Genomic DNA, 16456 nt, shown 5'->3' on the forward strand with positions numbered 1-16456 from the left:
CTCACCGATAACCCCACACCACCAGAGAAAGCAGAAGCAACCATGCTGGACACCACCTCCCTCCGCGACGCCTACCGCGCGCTGCTGGACGCGGCCGCGACCGTGGCCGGCGCGTCCGACACCAAGCCCGCCCCGCCCGGTGAATGGAACGCCGACCAGATCCTCGCGCACGTCTCCCTCGTCAACGCCGCCACCATCACGGCGATCTCCGGTGTCGCCGCGGGAACGATCACGACCTACGACAACCGCACCGCGCTCGATACCTGGACCATCAACCGCGTCATCAAGCTCGCCGGCGGCAGCACCGGCCTCCGCCACCGCATCCGCCTGCAGGCAGACGCCCTGTGCGCACTCGGCGGGCCGATGCTCAGCCAGACCGAATTCGACACGCTGATCCCCACCCTGCTCCTGTCCCACGACACGGCCCTGGTCGACCAGCCCCTCCCTCTCAGGGACCTCATCACCGGTCTCGCGGAAGTGGAGATACCCGGCCACACCCAGCAGCTCCTGGCCCTCCTACCGAACGCCGCCACCACCTCCTGACCCAGCCAGCGCGGCGACGCAGGCGAGCTCAGCTGGCGTCGTCCGGCGCGACCAGAGCGGCCAGCCCGTAGGCCGGAGAAGGGCACGGCCGCCACCGTCCGGCACCCCACCAAGGCCCGACCAGTGCCCCCAGCGGCCGGCTATTCCTCTTCGTCGTCGGCGTCGGGATCGCGTAGGTCGCGGACGCCGCTGGGGCCCAGGTCAGGGGCGGTGAAGGAATAAGTGCCGATCACGTTGATGTGTTTGCGGACGAAGGGGGACAGCCGGGCGACGTCCTCGGGCAGCAGGGGGTAGCCGACGGCGCGCAGGGGGTCCAGGGCCTTGTCGATGTAGAACGACGGGCGCGCGCCGCTACCCCGCACCCAGCGCGCCGATGGCGCCGATGCTCAGCCGGGCGTTCACATCGAGGCGGACCTCGCCGTAGGGGCGGACATGGAGCCAGAACAGCGGGGTCAGTCCGCGCCACCCGCCGGCGCCACGGGTGTCAGCGCGATACACCAGGTCGGCCCAGTCCTTGAGCGTCCCCTTATGCTCGGGCGTGGTCTCGCCGAGCGGGTAGTAGGTGGTGTTACCCGCCTTGGCATAACGCTTGACCAGTTTGAGCGCGTCGATGACGGGCTGATGGGCGGTGTTGTTGGAACGGAACTCCAGCACCTCCAGCAGCTCGATCAGGCCGCGCCGGTAGTGGTTGGTGTAGGAGGCCTTCAGTGTGGTCTGCACGGTGCGCCGGTAGACCGTGCCCTTGGTCTTGAACTCGTGCACCAGCTCGCGCAGCGTCTGCTCGCCGCCCCGCACCGCGGGGAAGACGACCTCGCGCACCGTGCCGTCCGGCGCGGCCAGCGAGGCGTCGGCGATGGTGAACAGCAGGTTCTCCTTGCCCGAGACCCGCTTAAAGGCATTGATGAGCTCCTCGGTGACCTTACGTTCGGCGCGAGCACCCACCCGGTGCACGGTGGCGATCAGCAGGTCGACCAGGGCATCGGTGACCTCCCGCTCCCGCTCCACCAGCAGCGCGGCCAGCAAGGTGACCGTCGCCTCCGGCGCATTACGGGCCCGCCGGCGCAGGTGCGAGGGGGACTCCACCGCGGCGCGGAAACGCCACCCGCCCAGCACCTTCGGCGCCACATCGGCGAACAACCCGGCCGGCAGTTCGATGGCCCGGATCGCGTTCAGCTTGCGGATCTCCGTCAGCATCGAATCCAGGCTCACGTTGCCCGGCATCGCTTTGATCAGCGCCAGGACCGAGCCCTCGTCCTCGTCCAACTCGTCATCGCTATCCTCGGTCTCCACCGTGGTGTTGTCGGCGGCCACCAGGGCGAGGACCCGGGCCACCGTCACCGCATCCAGCCGCGCTGCGATCCGGTGGAACCATGTTTGCTCCGCGTTGTGCAGTGCCGACCGTACGATCCGAGTGATCCGCCCCGGCGAGGGCGGCTCGATCCGTTCGGCCCGGCACTGCTTGAGCAGTTCCTCGCGGACCCGGTCGGGCTGCCGTTCGGCGTGCGCGACGTTCACGGCCAGCCAGTCGGTCAGCTTGTAGGCGTCGGCGACCGAGCACTCCCGGAAGCCGAGATGGTCGCGGATCTCGCTGCGATGACGCTCGATCGTCCGGCCTGACCAGTCGTACAAGCCCAAGCTGCTGACCGACGTCTTGGTCTGCTTCGCGACGTAGTCGACCACCTCGTCAGGAAACCCCGCCCGCCCGCGCGGGAAGCGCCCGTGCTGGGTGAAGTACTTCAGCAACAGCGCGAAGGCCAGACGAGTGCCCTCCTGTTTCGCACTGACCAGGCCAACCTCATCGCTCAGCACAGTCCAGTGCTCGATGAGTTCATCCATGCCAAGCGGCGGACGTTCCATACCCCAGAGATCCGCGCCGGGCCCTTCGGCATTACAGAAGATCAGGCTAGGGATCTTCGAGGTTTGGCGGCCTATGACACGTTGGTTAACGGCACCCCTTGTTCCGCGACGACAGCGTGTCGCGATGGTCGCCGCGGCGGTGTGTGGGGCGGTACCGCCACTCATGGCGTGATGGCGCTGAGGTTGTTCGACGAATCCGTGTCGGGAACCCGAACCGAGCCGCAGCGATGACTTTCGTGGTGAGCTCGCCTCTGTATAGGTATGAGCTCATCGCGCCAGTCACAGACCACGGCGGTGGTCACCGGAGCGGGCCGCGGCTTCGGATCGGCGATCGCCGCCGCGCTGATCGACCAAGGTCACCAGGTCGTCGGCGTTGCGCGCACCGCCGACGCATTGGCGGACGTGCACCGACGATTGGGTGCGGCGTTCGTCCCGGTTGTCGCCGACGCGACCGACGCGGAGACCGCCCGCACCCTGATCGAGCAACACCAACCGACGTTGCTCGTGCTCAACGCGGGCGCGACACCCGCCATCGGCCCGGTACACGAACAGTCCTGGGAATCGTTCAGCCGCAACTGGCAGGTCGACACCCAACACGCTTTCCATTGGATCCGCGCGGCACTGCGCCACCCGCTGACGCCAGGCAGCCTGGTGGTGGCGATATCCAGCGGGGCTGCCCTGCGCGGCTCACCGCTCAGCGGCGGATACTCGGGCGCAAAGGCGATGATCCGATTTCTCGCCGGATACGCCGCCGATGAATCCCGCCGCGCCCAGCTCGGCATCGGCTTCGCCACCGTGCTGCCGCAACTGACGCCTGCCACCGAACTCGGCGCCGCCGGGGTCGCCGCATACGCCCAGCGGCAGGGAATCGACACCGACACATTCGCGGCGGCACTGCAACCGCTTCTCACGCCGGCCATCGTCGGCACCGAGATCGCGCAGCTGTGCCAGGACACCGACAACCAGGACGAGCACCGGGAGTACCAGCTCACCGGCCACGGACTTCACACGATGGCGTGAACAACCAGAAAGAGAAGGTCATGTTGCTGTAAAACAAGAATGTCGTCGTCTACGGCGCGGGCGGCGCGGTCGGTAGTGCGGTGGCCCGCGGTTTCGCTCACGAAGGTGCCAGGGTGTTCCTGACCGCACGAAATCTCGACGTCATCGACACGGTCGCGAAGGAGATCTCCGCCGCGGGTGGAGCGGTCGAGACCGCCGTGGTGGACGCCGGGGACGAGAAATCCGTGACCGAGCACCTGGACGCGGTCGTCGCCGACGCCGGCAGCATCGACGTGTCGTTCAACGCGATCGGAATCTCGCCCGTGGGATTGCAGGGAATACCGCTCACCGAACTGCCGGTCGAGAATCTCCTGCGCCCGATCACCACGTATGCCCAGGCTCATTTCATCACCGCGAAATCCGCCGCACGGCACATGATCGCCCGCCGGTCGGGAGTGATCATGATGCACACACCCGAACCAGCCCGTTTGCCGCTGCCCCTGGTGGGCGGCATGAGCGTCGGCTGGGCGGCGATGGAAGGTCTCAACCGCGCGCTGTCGGCCGAATGGGCCCAGCACGGTGTTCGCGCGATCTGCCTACGCACCACGGGCATGGTGGAGACACCGGTCATCGACGTCGTGTACGGGCTGCACGCCGACGCGCTGGGGATCACCAAGGAGCAGTTCATTGCGCTAGCGAGCGGTATGAGCCACCGCAAGCGCCCGACCACGCTGGCCGAACTCACGGAAGCGGCGGTGTTCCTCGCCTCCGACCGGGCATCCGCGATGACCGGCACCGTCGCCAACCTGACCGGCGGAATCATCGTCGACTGACCCGACTCGCCCCGACCGCCGTTTCGGCGGCCGGGGCATCCCTACAGAGGAGCAAGAGCAATGAACGATCTACTCGCGAGCGCCGTCGCCGCGCACGGTGGCGTGGACCGGTGGAACCGGATCCAGACGATCGCTGTCGACGCCGCCATCACCGGGGCCTTCTGGCAGATCAAGGGACAAGGCGACGCGCTGACGAAGGTCCGCTTCGAGGTGGACACCACACGGGAACGGCTGACCATGGACTTCGTCGGCCAGGACCGACGGTCGGTCTTCGAACCCGACCGGGTCATCCTGCAACGACCGATCGGCACGGTGGCCGAGGCACGCGACGACCCGGAACGGTCGTTCGACGGCCACCAGTTCGAGACGCCGTGGGACGACCTGCATCTCGCGTACTTCACCGGGGAAGCACTGTGGACGTACCTGAATACGCCGTTCCTGTTCACCTGGCCGGGGTTCGTCTGCGAGGAGATCGCCCCGATTGAGGCCGACGGTGAAACATGGCGGCGGCTCAAAGTGACCTTCCCCGACCACATCAAGACCCACACCCGCACGCAGGTGTTCTGCTTCGGCCCGGACGGGTTGCTGCGCCGCCACGACTTCACCATCGACATCGTCGGCCGGACGGTCGAGGCGCAGCTTTACGCCGCCGACTACCTCGACGTCGACGGCATCGTCATCCCCGCCACGCGACGGGCCTACGCCCCCATGGGCGACGACCAGATCGTCTTCGTCGCCATCGACATGGCTGACATCGCCGTCCACTGATCCGAATTCCTTCGCACAAGGGACATCACGATGAACAACACCTACCGGGCCCAGGTCGTCACTCCGGCGGAATGGGAGGCCGCCCGCCTGCGCCTGTTGGCGAAGGAGCAGGAGCTGACCCGCGCCCGGGACGCGTTGGCCGCTCAGCGCAGGCGGATGCCGTGGCTGAAGGTGGACCAGGAATACGCCTTCGACGGTCCGAACGGCGCCGCCCGGCTGCTCGACCTGTTCGAGGGCCGTCGTCAACTGCTGCTCTACCGCGCCTTCTTCGAGCCAGGCGTGGACGGCTGGCCCGACCACGCCTGCGTCGGCTGCTCGCTGATGGCCGACCAGGTCGCCCATCTCGCGCATCTCCACGCCCGCGACACCACGCTCGCGTTCGCCTCACGCGCACCGCAACCCGCCATCGAACGGATGAAAGCGCTCATGGGCTGGGCCATGCCCTGGTACACGATCACCGACAGCTTCGACGCCGACTTCGGCGTGACCGAGTGGTACGGCACCAACGCATTCATCCGTGACGGCGACAACGTCTACCGCACATACTTCATCAACGATCGCGAGCACGAGCCGATGGGAGCAACGTCGGGTTCCCTCGACTTCACCGCACTCGGACGCCAAGAGGACTGGGAGGGCTCCCCCGACGGATACCCCCAGGTGCCGCGATATTCGTGGCTGAAGCGACACGACGAATACGGCCCGACCGGGCGAGCCGCGCACCCCACCACCACAGAATCGGCGGATCATGCACACCATGACTGAAGCCAAGGCCGGCGACAAGGATTTCGGAAGGCTGAGCGCACCGTTCCGGCGTGAGCTGCTCGCCTACTGCTACCGCATGCTCGGCTCGGTCGACGAGGCCGAAGAGGTGGTGCAAGACGTCTACCTCGACGCCTGGCGTGCCTACGACGCGTTCGAGGGACGGTCGTCGCTGCGTACCTGGCTGTACCGTATCGCGACCAGGGCGTGTTTCAAGGCGCTGGAAAAAAGTAGACGCAGGCCTCTGCCCGCGGATCTCGGCGCCCCCCAGACAGACCTGGATGCGGCGCTCGGCGCACAAGCTCGGGAGGTGCCGTGGTTCCAGCCGATACCCGACTTCCTGTTCACCACCGCACCGGCCGATCCGGCGACGGTCGTGGTGGAACGACAGACTATGCGGCTCGCACTGGTGGGAGCGCTGCAGCAGCTGCCGCCGCGACAGCGAGCCGTGCTGATTCTCCGCGACGTGCTGCAATGGCGTACCGCCGAGGTGGCGCAACTGCTGGAGATGACGACAGCGGCCGTCAACAGCGCGCTCCAGCGCGCCCGAGCCCAGGTTCCGCTCAGCCAAGACGACCTGACCGAACCCGCCGAGCCACGACAGCGGGCCCTGCTCGACCGATACGTCACCGCCTTCGAAACCGCGGACGTCGATCAACTCGTCGCGGTATTGACCGAGGACGCCAGATGGGAAATGCCGCCGATCGCGACCTGGTTCGAAGGCCGCGACACCATCCTCGCCTTCCTGGCCAAACAGATGCGAGTGATCGGGCCGGCCGCACTGGTCCCCACCTCCGCCAACGGACAACCCGCCTTCGCGGTGTACGCCCGCGGCCGCGACGGCGCACACCACCCACATGCGCTGCACGTACTGACACCCACAACCGAGGGCGTCTGCCGGATCGTCGCGTTCCACGGCTCAGGGCTGTTTCCACTGTTCGGGCTCTGACATGGCCAACAGCATGTCCGAACCAGAAAACATTACCCAGCACAACAAGGAGCTTCACGCACAGCTGCGACTGTTCTGCCACCTCATGCTCGGTTCGGCCGACGCCGCCGACCGCGTCATGCGGCAGATCTACCATTGCGCACTCGATCACCAAGACGATCAACAGCATCGGCAATCAGAACGCGTCCGACTCTTCAGTATCGCCGCCGACCTCTGCGGGGCCCGCGGTTGTTCATCGCACGAATAAGCTAGCCCTGGGGGTGGCCCCGTTCCACCACACGAGCTCACCCCAAGCCAACCCGATTGGCCAGGGGCAGTCCCACACGCTTTGAGGAACGCAGCACGAGCCGGTCGTTGGGCCTGTGGTGTGTCCGGGGGCGGCGTCATCACGAAGGCGCCACCCTGTTCAGCCTGCCGCCAGATACGCCGACGCCTCGATATGCAGCCCGATGTCCGCATCGACCACTTCCCTATTGAATAGACGTGTTGTACCTGTTCAGAGAGGGGCTCGTGTGACGGACTGGCGCGTGTTCTGGGTGCCCCGAGACGCCGTTCGGGGCGGTGTTCGGCGGTCGGTTCTGGAGGGGTGGGAGAACCTTCCGGCGAGGGAGCGTGAGGTGGGTGTTCGGGCGGGGGACGCGATCTTCTTGTCGCCGGACTATCGGGTGGATACGTGGCTGAGCGCGTACGCGCGGTCGAGGGACTTTCGATCTTGTAGGCCCTCGGCTCCCGAACGTGTCCCCAGCCGCCATGCCGTTAGCGGCGAGGTGAGGGTGGGCGCGAGGGTTCTGGAGGGAGACCGCGCCCTCCTGGTGACTGCGGCGACGGCCTGTGGTTGCGCACCGATCCGCCCAAGAGCGCGTGGACCGCGACGGGTATGTGGTGTGCGTTCTGGAGGCCTCTGTCTCGGGCGCTACAGGCCCGGGACATGTTCGCCGCGATGTCGCTCCTGACAGAGTAGATCCGAGCGAGAGTCTGCCAGGAATGACCTGCGACCTCCTGCACCAGACGCCGCGGCCGATTACGGGACAGAGCCCTTAGCCGTACAGTCCCTGCGGCGGTTCAGCGGGAGAAGGTGACATGGATGGTGCCGCTTTCGGCGATCTCGCTGGTCACCTTGTAGCCGCGCTCGAGTTCGCGCAGTTCCGCCCACAGGTTCTCACCGCGGCCGAGCAGGATCGGCACGATGCCGACGTGGAGCCGGTCGACCAGTCCCGCGGCCAGGTAGGACCGCACGACCCGGACCCCGCCGCCGATGCGCACGTCGCGGTCGCCTGCGGCCTCCCTGGCGTGCTCAAGGGTCTCCTCGGCGGAGGTCTGGACGAAGTGGAACGTCGTCCCGCCCTCCATCTCCAACGACGGCCGCGATTCATGGGTGAGCACGAACACCGGGCATCGGAACGGCGGGTTCGACCCCCACCAGCCTCGCCAGTCCGGATCGCCGGGGTGGGCGTGGAGCCCGAACTTGCCCGCGCCCATGATCTCGGCGCCGATGCCCTCGAAGTAGGCGGCGGCGTAGTCGTTGTCGAGGCCCGTGGTGCCCTTGCCGGTCTGGCCGAGTACGCGCTCGCGGAAGGTCCGCGTCGCCACGTACGCGGCTTGAAGGCGGTTCCAGTCCTGGCCGAACGGGTCTTCGGGGGTCTGGTCGGTGGTCGTGCCGTAGCCGTCGAGGGAGATAGTCAGATCGACTCGTACCTGTCCCATTGCCACTCCTGCAAAGTGATTGTAAAGTGCAATCACTACCGTAGTTTGCGGTGCCCGGCGACGTCAAGGAGGGATCGGAGATGGCCCGAGGAGCTATCTCGGACCTGAGGTCCGGATGCGCGATCAACGCGGCTGTGGAGGCCCTGGGCGACCACTGGTCGTTCCTGGTGCTGCGGGACATGATCTTCGGCGACCGCCGGCACTTCCGGGAGCTGCTGTCCGGCTCGATCGAGGGCATCGCGTCCAACATCCTCAGCGACCGGCTGAAGAAGCTCGTCGCCGCGGGCATCCTCACCAAAGAGGACGTCGTGCGCGGCCAGCGCGCCCGCTACAGCCTCACCGAGGCCGGCATCCAGACCCTCCCGATCCTGTTCGCGCTCGGCAACTGGGGCCTGGACTGGCGCGAGGGCACCCCCGAACTGCGCACCCGCCAGGAGCTCATGCGCGCCGAGGGGCCGCCGTTCATCGCGGAGCTGATGGACGAACTACGAGTACGCCACCTCGGAGCCGCGTCTATCATCCGTGACGGTCCCGGCCCCCTGGAACGGCTCGAAGCGGCATACCAGGAAGTCGCGCGGCGCGAAGCCGCCCCACAGCCGACAGACGGCGAAGCAGCGCGCAGCGACTGATGAGTCAGCGCCGAGCTCACGAGCCGAAACCCCGGACTGCCCACCACCCGCAGCGATCACCGGCCACCCACATGAGCCGCAGCGGTCTCCCGACCCGGACCCCCGCCAAACGCAAGGCCCGCCAACTGGCCGAATACCTGCGCGAGGAACGGCCCGACTACGCCTACCTCAAGGAGGTCTTTCGGCACCTACGCGCCGAGCTCGACATCCAGGTGCAGAGCCAGCCCAAGAAGCTGCCCTACGTCCCCACCGAGGCCGAGATCCGCCAGCTACTACACCACCGTGTGGGCCGCCCGCCGTACCGCCGACATCGTGCTCATCAAGACCCTGCTCTACACCGGCGTCCGCGTCGCCGAACTGGTAAAGATCCGCATCGGCGACGTCGACCTGGACGCCTGTCGCATCCGCATCGCTCAGGGCAATGGCGGAAAGGACCGCACCGTCCCCTTTCCCGCCGCCTTCAAAGAGACCCTCGCCCTACACATCGCAGCCGCCCGGGAGAAGGGCGCCGCCTTCCTGTTCGAGTCATCATGGAAGAAGCCGTACTCCACCCGCGGCGTACGCGCCATGCTCGCCCGCTACGCCGCCAAAGCCGGCCTGCCGCACAACATGCCACCCCACCGCCTGCGGCACTTTCTGTTCACCTGGCTCAAGTCCCAAGGCATCGACGACGCCCTCATTCAGCCCTACTCCGGCCACGCCAGTCGCACCTCGCTGGAGATCTACTCCAAGATCGCGCTTGGACCCGCCCAGGAAACCTACGACGGCGTCATCGACCAGTTCCCTGTGTAGACAACCTCTCACAACCCCCGTTTACCTGCGGGAATGTCACAGATGGCGGCTGGAGGGCCCAGCCTTACCGACAGGCCGAGCCGGGTTGCGTACACACTGCGGATCGTGAAGATGATCGGAATCCGAGAGGCCCGCACCCGCCTGGCCGAACAGCTAGCTCGTTGTGATCGCGTTTGCGTTCATAGTTCCGGATGGTCCGGCTCGCTGGGGAGAAGAATTTCCTCCGTCGTTACAAGTCGACCAATGCGGCGAGACAACGCCTCGGAAACTAGGGAAGCAATGGGTTCCCCCGGGGATGCCCCGCTAAGCCAATGAGACAGCGAGGTATCGTCGCAACGCAGCCTCATGCTTTGAGCGGAATCCAGCTGATCGACAGCCCTGGCAAGCTCCCCCAGGGTCCAGCCCGCCTCCGCCAAAAGGTCCCTGATCCGTTCGTTGAGGGAACGGCCATGGCCGGGCATCGAGCGCCTCCCCTCTCCATGGCTTCGATCAAGTTCCACTAACGATCGGTGAGGGCGACGGCGGCCCCGAACTCGGCGAAAGCGCGGGCGGTGGCCAATCCCATTCCGGAGCTGGCTCCGGTGACGAAGGCGACCTGGCCGGTGAAGTCGTAGGTGGGATTCATCTGGTGTGTTCTCCTGGCTGGTGGTGTCTGGCGGGGTGCCGGGCGGCCAGCGCGTGGAGCGCCGTCCCTGGTCGGGGCCGCTACTCGATCACCTCGACGGTGACCGGGCCTTGTTCGAGATGGTCGAGCTGCCGCATGCCCGACTCGATGTCGCCGATCGTGATGACGTCGTCGTCGTGGCCGCCGTCGGCGTTGTAGTAGAAGCCGAGGTGGCTACACGGCTTGTAGTAGATGAGGGCGCCGTTTCGGGTGACACTGCCGGGCGAGCCGCCGGTGGTGAGGCGCTCAGGCAGGTGGCTGATCTTCTCCTTGCCGGCGAAGTCTTCGAAGGTCAGGGTGAGTGGCAGCTTCGCGACGAAGTCTCGGCTCGTGGGGTTGTCGGCCGTCCGGACGACGATCTCGGCATCGGGCGTGGACAAGCGCACGCGCGTGGCACTCATCTGATCCCTTCAGGGGTAGTGGCCGCGGTCGCTGCCGCGGTCATGGGTGGTGCTGGGACGTCCCGTGACGTCGCGGCCCTGAAGGTGAACTGAGCACGATCGCGGGCTGGGTGATGAGAAGTCGCCGGCGCGTGGCGATGACCTCTGCGCGGTGTCACAGGAGGGCCTCGATGGTGATGGGCAGGTCGCGGACGCGGCGGCCGGTGGCGTGGAAGATGGCGTTGGCGATGGCGGGTGCCACGCCGACGATGACGACTTCGGCCAGGCCCTTGACGCCGATGGGGTCGGCTTTGCGGTCGTCGCCGTCGAGGTAGATGGCGTTGACGTCGGGGACGTCGGCGTTGGTGGGGACGAGGTAGTCGGCCAGGTTCGGGTTGGCGATACGGCCGTCGCGGGGGTCGGTGACGGTGTGTTCCAGCAGGGCCATGCCGATGCCGCCGACCAGGCCGCCGATGGCCTGGCTGTGGGCGAGCTTGGGGTTGATGATGCGGCCGGCGTCGTAGACGCCGAGCAGCCGCCGTACCCGGGCCATGCCGAGCCGTTCGTCGACGGCGACCTGGGCGAACACCGCGCCGTAGGCGTGCATGGAATACCGTTCAGCCTCATCTCCGGGGGTGTAGCCGCCGCGCGCCTCCAGCCGGCCGTCCTTGCCGCGCGCCAGCAGGTCCCGGTAGCTCTCGTCGCGTCCGGGCTCGTCGCGCAGGTGCAGGCGGCCGTCGCGGACGACGACGTCGCCCGCTGGTGCGCCGTGCAGGGGTGAGGCGGGGTCGGCGACGGCCAGCGCGATGGCCTGCTTGCGCAGCTTGTCGCAGGTGTCCTGCACGGCCGAGCCGACACTGGCCATCGTCATCGAACCGCCGTGCGGCGGCGCCAGCGGCATGGCCGAGTCGCCGAGCTCGAAGCGCACCCGGCCAGCCGGGAGGCCGAGGGCGTCGGCGGCGATCTGGGTCATCGAGGTGTAGGTGCCCGGCCCCATGTCGGAGGTCGCGCATTGCACGGTCGCGCGGCCGTCGGCCTCCACCCTGGCCAGGGCCTGGGCCGGGGCACGCGCCGTGTGGTAGGTGGCCACCGCCACGCCGGTGCCGATCAGCCAGTGGCCCTCACGCTTCGAGCGCGGTTGGGGGGCGCGTTCGTCCCAGCCGACGGTGCGCGCGCCGATGCGGAAGCACTCGCGCAGCCGCCGGGTCGAGAACGGCACCCCGGTGCCCGGGTCACGCTCGGGTTCGTTGCGCAGCCGCAGCTCGATCGGGTCGATACCGAGTTCGTAGGCCAGCTCGTCCATCGCGCACTCGATCGGGAACGCTGCGGTGGCCGCGCCGGGGCCGCGCATCCAGGTGGGGGTGCTGACATCCAGCGGAATCGATCGGTAGCTCTGGCGGACGTTCGGCGTCGTGTAGGTCATCTGCCCCTGGGTCAGCAACGCCTCACGGTAGTCCTCGTAGGTGGAGGTCTCGGCGCGGATGTCGTGCACGGCCGCGGTGACCCGGCCACGCTCGTCGGCGCCCAGGGTCAGCTTGTACTCGGTGAGCGGGCGAAAACCTGTTCCGGTGAACATCTGCTTGCGGGTCAGCATGACCTTGACCGGGCGGCGCACCTGCCGGGCGGCCAGCGCGGCGACGGCGACGTGCGGCCAGGCCCGCAGCCCGCTGCCGAACGCGCCGCCCACGAACGGCGAGATGACGTGGACCGACTCGGCCGGGATGCCGAACACGGCGGCGAGTTCGCCCCGGACGGTGCGGACGAACTGGCTCTTGTCCCACACGGTGAGCCGGTCGCCGTCCCAGCGGGCGATGGTGGCGTGCATCTCCATCGGGTGATGGTTCTCGCGGGTGAGGCGGTAGGTCCGTGCGAGCCGGGTATGCGCCTGCTGCAGCGCCTGATCGGCGTTGCCGCGCTGATAGTTCTCGCTCTGGTTGGGCGGGCCGGCGGGGGCGTCCAGGCCGGTCGCGGGCCGCTCGGCGGCGTAAGTGACCTGCACCAGGCTGGCGGCGTGCTGGGCGGCTTCCAGGGTTTCGGCCACCGCGACCGCGACCGGCTGTCCGAAGAAGCGCACCCGATCGTCCTGGAACACCCGCAGGCGCTCTCCCCTGGCGGGGTCGACCTCTCCGCGGTAGGGCCGGTAGGGCAGCTTCGGCGCGTTCAGGTGGCTGATCACCGCGAGCACGCCGGGCTGGGCGGCGGCCTGCGCGGTGTCGATCCCGGTGATCCGTCCCTTGCCTACGGTGCTGGTGACGATCACGCCGTGCACCTCGCCGCGCACGGCTGCGTGCGCGTCCTGCTCGGCGGCGTAGGCGGCCCGGCCGGTCACCTTCAGCCGCCCGTCCACCCGGCTCAGCGGCGTGCCCGCCACCGGCCGTGCCTGCTGGGTCATCGAGTGCCTCCCACCGTGCGCAGTTGCCGTTCGACGGTGCGTTTGAGGAGTTCGGCCTTGAAGGCGTTGTGGCGCAGCGGGCGGGCGCCCTCGGCGGCGACCTCCGCGGCCTGCTCCCAGAGCCGCTGCGACGGGCGCTCGCCGGTCAGGCGCCGTTCCACCGCGTTCAGCCGCCACGGCACCGTTCCCACGCCGCCGGCGGCGACCCGGGCCCGGCGGATCACGCCGCCGGTGAGGTGCAGCACCACCGCCACCGAGGTGAGCGCGAACTCATACGACTGCCGGTCGCGCACCTTCAGATAGCCCGAGCGCAGAGGCTTGGGGTGCGGCGGGATCTCCACCGCCGTGATCAGCTCGCCCGGCCGCAGGTCGTGCTCACGCTCAGGTGTATTCCCCGGCTGCAACAGGAACTCGGTCAGAGCGACCTCGCGCTCGCCGTCCGGGCCGAGCAGCCGCACTTTCGCGTCCAGCGCCGCCAGCGCGACGGTCAGATCGGACGGATGGGTCGCCACGCACGCATCCGACGCGCCCAGGATCGCGTGCGAGCGGTTGTAGCCGTCCAGGGCGGCGCACCCGGACCCGGGCCGCCGCTTGTTGCAGGCGGCGGAGACGTCGCGGAAGTAGGTGCAGCGGGTGCGCTGCAGGATGTTGCCGCCGATGGTGGCCATGTTGCGCAGCTGCGCCGAGGCGGCCAGCTCCAGCGACTGCACCAGCACCGGGTAGGCGCTGCGCACCTGGGGATGGGCGGCGACGTCGGCCATGCGCGCCAGCGCGCCGATGCGCAGTCCGCGCGCCGTGTCCCGTACGTCGTCCAGGGGCAGGCCGCTGATGTCGACCAGCGTGCCGGGACGTTCCACCGTCTCGCGCATCAAATCGACCAGCGTCGTGCCGCCGGCGATGTAGCGGCCGCCGCGCGCCCCGGCCGCGAGCGCGGCGGCGGTGTCGGCGGGCTTGGTGTAGGCGAAGGGATACATGTCAGCTCCTGCCCTGGCGTGCGACTTGGGCGACCGCGTTGACGATCTTGACGTAGCAGCCGCAGCGGCACAGGTTGCCGCTCATCCACTCCCGGATCTCCGCCCGGGAGCCGGTGTGACCCTCGCGGATGCAACCGACGCCGGACACGATCTGCCCCGGGGTGCAGTAGCCGCACTGGAAGGCGTCCTGCTCGATGAACGCCTGCTGCAACGGATGCAGCTCACCGTCGCCGGAGCCGCCGCCGGAGGCCAGCCCCTCGATCGTGGTGACCTCGGCGTCCTGGCAGCGCACCGCTAGGGTCAGGCAGGCGTTGACGCGGCGGCCGTCCAGCAGCACCGTGCACGCCCCGCATGCCCCCTGGTCGCAGCCCTTCTTGGTGCCCGGCAGGGCGAGCCGTTCGCGCAGCAGATCCAGCAGCGAGGTCCGGTTGTCGATCGTCACCTGGTGGCGGCGCCCGTTCACCGTCACTGACAGGGCGCTGCTGTGCTCATCGCCTGCCCCGGCCAGCCCGGCCGCCAGTTCGGCCTGCTCGGCGGGGACAGCGCACGCCAGAACGCCGGCTGCCGCGCCGCCGAGTGTGGTCGTCGACAGGAAGGCCCGCCGGGACCATCCGGACGTTTCCTCACCATCGCCATACTCGTGGCTGGAGAGCTCGTCGGACATGAAGCCTCACTTCTCCTTCATCAGCAGGAGGAACGGACGGAAGGCCGGCTCGAACCGCCGGTCAGGGCTGCAGGAGGACCTTGATCGCGCGGCGTTCGTCCATGGCCTGGTATCCCTCGGCCGCCCGGTCCAGGGGCAGCGTGAGGTCGAAGACCTTGCCGGGGTCGATCTTCCGTTCCCAGATCAACTCGATCAGCTCGGGCAGGAACCGGCGCACCGGGGCCGGGCCGCCGAACAGACTGACCTGGGCGAAGAACAGCTCGTCGCCGCTGAGGGCGACGTCGTGGTTGACGCCCACAAAGCCGACGTGCCCGCCGGGGCGGGCGGAACCGATGGCCTGCCGCATCGACTCCTGGGTGCCGACCGCCTCCACGACCGAGTGGGCGCCCAACCCGCCGGTCAGGTCCTTGATCTGGGCCACGCCGTTGTCGCCGCGCTCTGTGACGATGTCGGTGGCGCCGAACTCGCGCGCGAGCTTCTGGCGCGTCTCGTGGCGGCTCATCGCGATGATCCGTTCGGTGCCGAGCTGCTTGGCGGCCAGCACCGCCATCAGGCCGACCGCGCCGTCGCCGACGACCGCGACCGTCTTGCCGGGGCCGGCCTGCGCGGCGACCGCGCCGAACCAGCCGGTGCCCAGCACGTCGGAGGCGGCCAGCAGGCTGGGGATCAGCTCCGCGCCCGGCATACCGGGGGTGGCCATGAGGGTGCCGTCGGCCAGCGGGATGCGGGCGCGCTCGGACTGGGTGCCGACCTCGTTCATGAACACCCGGTGCACGCACGAGGAGGGGTAGCCGGAGCGGCAGATCTCGCAGGTGCCGTCGGCGGCGACGAACGAGCCGACGACGAACTGGCCGGGCCTGACGGTGGTGACCTCGCTGCCGACCTCTTCCACGACGCCGACGTATTCGTGCCCCATCACGGCCGGCCCGTCGAGCTTCTCCACGCCTCGGTAGGGCCACAGGTCCGAGCCGCAGATACACGTCGCCGACAGGCGGATGATCGCGTCGGTCGGCGCGATGATCGCCGGGTCCTGGCGGTCCTCGACGCGCACGTCGCCAGGGGCGTACAACACTGCTCCACGCATGGTGGATCTCCTCAATCCGAATCAGGTGTGTCGTGATGTGGCCGGTCGGCAGGCAGCCGAGTTCAGCCGCGCGGGCTGGAGCGGGCCGCCCCGTACTCGGCGTCGCCGACGTGCTCCAGCCAGATGGTCTCGTCGCCCACCCACAGCGCCAGATGGACCAATGAAACGGTCGGGGGAGGCGCCGTGCCAGTGCTCCTCGCCCGGCGGGGTGTGTACGGCGTCGCCCGGACGGGCCTCGATCAGCCGCCCGCCGCGCGCCTGGATCAGCGCGACACCTTCGACGATGTAGAGGGTCTGGCCGAGCCCGTGAGAATGCCACGCGGTACGCGCGCCCGGCGCGAAGCGCACCATGTTCGCCCGCGCCCGCGACGGCTCCTTGCCCCGGTAGATCACGTCCCACCAGGCGTCCCCGGTGAACATCTCCGCCGGGGCCTTGCTGGTCGGCGGCTGCTCGATCAGCTGCAC

18 protein-coding genes and 1 pseudogene are annotated in these 16456 nt (G+C 68.5%); 9 read left to right on the forward strand and 10 right to left on the reverse strand.

Annotated elements, in window-relative coordinates; translation table 11 throughout:
* The coding region (locus E1294_RS36045; RefSeq protein WP_220448116.1) for a hypothetical protein at window positions 1-543 on the forward strand (543 nt) is incomplete at its 5' end.
* A 140-nt stretch (window positions 544-683) separates the two neighbouring features.
* Here E1294_RS36045 and E1294_RS36050 read toward each other — a convergent pair.
* Both E1294_RS36050 and E1294_RS36055 read right to left on the reverse strand, forming a co-directional pair.
* Entirely contained in the window at window positions 684-905 is a 222-nt protein-coding gene (locus E1294_RS36050) for a Tn3 family transposase (protein ID WP_132515458.1), read from the reverse strand.
* Window positions 895-2565: a DUF4158 domain-containing protein gene (locus E1294_RS36055; RefSeq protein ID WP_132515459.1), complete on the reverse strand. Its 1671-nt coding sequence runs from the start codon at window positions 2563-2565 to the stop codon at window positions 895-897. The genes E1294_RS36050 and E1294_RS36055 overlap by 11 nt, the downstream gene beginning before the upstream one ends.
* A 96-nt stretch (window positions 2566-2661) precedes the next feature.
* Between E1294_RS36055 and E1294_RS36060 the strand changes: the two genes are divergently transcribed.
* The 6 genes and pseudogenes from E1294_RS36060 (at window position 2662) to E1294_RS36085 (ending at window position 6955) form a co-directional block, all read left to right on the forward strand.
* Complete coding sequence (locus tag E1294_RS36060) at window positions 2662-3420, forward strand: SDR family oxidoreductase (protein WP_132515460.1); 759 nt, start codon at window positions 2662-2664, stop codon at window positions 3418-3420.
* A gap of 47 nt (window positions 3421-3467) precedes the next feature.
* Window positions 3468-4232 (forward strand): annotated as a pseudogene (locus tag E1294_RS36065) (SDR family NAD(P)-dependent oxidoreductase); the annotation flags it as partial.
* 60 nt (window positions 4233-4292) lie between these two features.
* Complete coding sequence (locus E1294_RS36070) at window positions 4293-5000, forward strand: hypothetical protein (RefSeq protein WP_132515461.1); 708 nt, start codon at window positions 4293-4295, stop codon at window positions 4998-5000.
* Between the two features lie 30 nt (window positions 5001-5030).
* On the forward strand, window positions 5031-5762 hold the full coding sequence (locus tag E1294_RS36075) for a DUF899 domain-containing protein (RefSeq protein ID WP_132515462.1): 732 nt from the start codon (window positions 5031-5033) through the stop codon (window positions 5760-5762).
* Window positions 5755-6708 (forward strand): sigma-70 family RNA polymerase sigma factor, encoded by a 954-nt coding sequence (locus E1294_RS36080; RefSeq protein ID WP_246083541.1) that lies wholly within the window; start codon window positions 5755-5757, stop codon window positions 6706-6708. The genes E1294_RS36075 and E1294_RS36080 overlap by 8 nt, the downstream gene beginning before the upstream one ends.
* Window position 6709: 1 nt before the next feature.
* The gene (locus E1294_RS36085) at window positions 6710-6955 is read left to right on the forward strand and encodes a hypothetical protein (protein ID WP_220448118.1); all 246 of its coding nucleotides are present in this window, start codon (window positions 6710-6712) and stop codon (window positions 6953-6955) included.
* Window positions 6956-7770: 815 nt separating this feature from the next.
* Here E1294_RS36085 and E1294_RS36090 read toward each other — a convergent pair.
* A complete protein-coding gene (locus tag E1294_RS36090) occupies window positions 7771-8412 on the reverse strand; it encodes a dihydrofolate reductase family protein (protein ID WP_132515464.1) in 642 nt (213 codons plus the stop codon).
* Window positions 8413-8492: 80 nt separating this feature from the next.
* Here E1294_RS36090 and E1294_RS36095 point away from each other — a divergent pair, with 80 nt between their 5' ends.
* On the forward strand, window positions 8493-9041 hold the full coding sequence (locus E1294_RS36095; RefSeq protein WP_132515465.1) for a winged helix-turn-helix transcriptional regulator: 549 nt from the start codon (window positions 8493-8495) through the stop codon (window positions 9039-9041).
* Window positions 9042-9353: 312 nt separating this feature from the next.
* Entirely contained in the window at window positions 9354-9833 is a 480-nt protein-coding gene (locus E1294_RS36100; RefSeq protein WP_220448119.1) for a tyrosine-type recombinase/integrase, read from the forward strand.
* A 499-nt stretch (window positions 9834-10332) separates the two neighbouring features.
* On the opposite strand, the gene E1294_RS36105 is transcribed toward E1294_RS36100, so the two are convergent.
* The 7 genes from E1294_RS36105 to E1294_RS36135 form a co-directional block, all read right to left on the reverse strand.
* On the reverse strand, window positions 10333-10458 hold the full coding sequence (locus E1294_RS36105) for an SDR family NAD(P)-dependent oxidoreductase (RefSeq protein WP_281284564.1): 126 nt from the start codon (window positions 10456-10458) through the stop codon (window positions 10333-10335).
* Between the two features lie 80 nt (window positions 10459-10538).
* Window positions 10539-10898, reverse strand: coding sequence for a cyclophilin-like fold protein (locus E1294_RS36110; protein ID WP_132515466.1), 360 nt, complete (start codon window positions 10896-10898; stop codon window positions 10539-10541).
* Window positions 10899-11052: 154 nt separating this feature from the next.
* On the reverse strand, window positions 11053-13269 hold the full coding sequence (locus E1294_RS36115; protein WP_132515467.1) for a xanthine dehydrogenase family protein molybdopterin-binding subunit: 2217 nt from the start codon (window positions 13267-13269) through the stop codon (window positions 11053-11055).
* On the reverse strand, window positions 13266-14243 hold the full coding sequence (locus tag E1294_RS36120) for an FAD binding domain-containing protein (protein ID WP_132515468.1): 978 nt from the start codon (window positions 14241-14243) through the stop codon (window positions 13266-13268). Before E1294_RS36120 ends, E1294_RS36115 begins: the two co-directional genes overlap by 4 nt.
* A 1-nt stretch (window position 14244) precedes the next feature.
* A complete protein-coding gene (locus E1294_RS36125) occupies window positions 14245-14907 on the reverse strand; it encodes a (2Fe-2S)-binding protein (protein WP_132515469.1) in 663 nt (220 codons plus the stop codon).
* 61 nt (window positions 14908-14968) lie between these two features.
* Window positions 14969-15991 carry a zinc-dependent alcohol dehydrogenase family protein gene (locus tag E1294_RS36130; RefSeq protein WP_132515470.1) on the reverse strand — a complete coding sequence of 341 codons (1023 nt, stop codon included), beginning with the start codon at window positions 15989-15991 and terminating at the stop codon, window positions 14969-14971.
* Between the two features lie 21 nt (window positions 15992-16012).
* The gene (locus E1294_RS36135; protein WP_246083542.1) at window positions 16013-16456 is read right to left on the reverse strand and encodes a cupin domain-containing protein; all 444 of its coding nucleotides are present in this window, start codon (window positions 16454-16456) and stop codon (window positions 16013-16015) included.

The sequence above is a fragment of the Nonomuraea diastatica genome, from assembly GCF_004349015.1.
GTDB classification, from domain to species: domain Bacteria; phylum Actinomycetota; class Actinomycetes; order Streptosporangiales; family Streptosporangiaceae; genus Nonomuraea; species Nonomuraea diastatica.

Excerpts from the sequence above, each read along its gene's own strand:
- E1294_RS36055 (WP_132515459.1), bottom strand. The coding sequence starts at position 2,565 with ATGAGTGGCGGTACCGCCCCACACACCGCCGCGGCGACCATCGCGACA.
- E1294_RS36060 (WP_132515460.1), top strand. The coding sequence starts at position 2,662 with ATGAGCTCATCGCGCCAGTCACAGACCACGGCGGTGGTCACCGGAGCG.
- E1294_RS36070 (WP_132515461.1), top strand. The coding sequence starts at position 4,293 with ATGAACGATCTACTCGCGAGCGCCGTCGCCGCGCACGGTGGCGTGGAC.
- E1294_RS36075 (WP_132515462.1), top strand. The coding sequence starts at position 5,031 with ATGAACAACACCTACCGGGCCCAGGTCGTCACTCCGGCGGAATGGGAG.
- E1294_RS36080 (WP_246083541.1), top strand. The coding sequence starts at position 5,755 with ATGACTGAAGCCAAGGCCGGCGACAAGGATTTCGGAAGGCTGAGCGCA.
- E1294_RS36085 (WP_220448118.1), top strand. The coding sequence starts at position 6,710 with ATGGCCAACAGCATGTCCGAACCAGAAAACATTACCCAGCACAACAAG.
- E1294_RS36090 (WP_132515464.1), bottom strand. The coding sequence starts at position 8,412 with ATGGGACAGGTACGAGTCGATCTGACTATCTCCCTCGACGGCTACGGC.
- E1294_RS36095 (WP_132515465.1), top strand. The coding sequence starts at position 8,493 with ATGGCCCGAGGAGCTATCTCGGACCTGAGGTCCGGATGCGCGATCAAC.
- E1294_RS36105 (WP_281284564.1), bottom strand. The coding sequence starts at position 10,458 with ATGAATCCCACCTACGACTTCACCGGCCAGGTCGCCTTCGTCACCGGA.
- E1294_RS36110 (WP_132515466.1), bottom strand. The coding sequence starts at position 10,898 with ATGAGTGCCACGCGCGTGCGCTTGTCCACGCCCGATGCCGAGATCGTC.
- E1294_RS36115 (WP_132515467.1), bottom strand. The coding sequence starts at position 13,269 with ATGACCCAGCAGGCACGGCCGGTGGCGGGCACGCCGCTGAGCCGGGTG.
- E1294_RS36120 (WP_132515468.1), bottom strand. The coding sequence starts at position 14,243 with ATGTATCCCTTCGCCTACACCAAGCCCGCCGACACCGCCGCCGCGCTC.
- E1294_RS36125 (WP_132515469.1), bottom strand. The coding sequence starts at position 14,907 with ATGTCCGACGAGCTCTCCAGCCACGAGTATGGCGATGGTGAGGAAACG.
- E1294_RS36130 (WP_132515470.1), bottom strand. The coding sequence starts at position 15,991 with ATGCGTGGAGCAGTGTTGTACGCCCCTGGCGACGTGCGCGTCGAGGAC.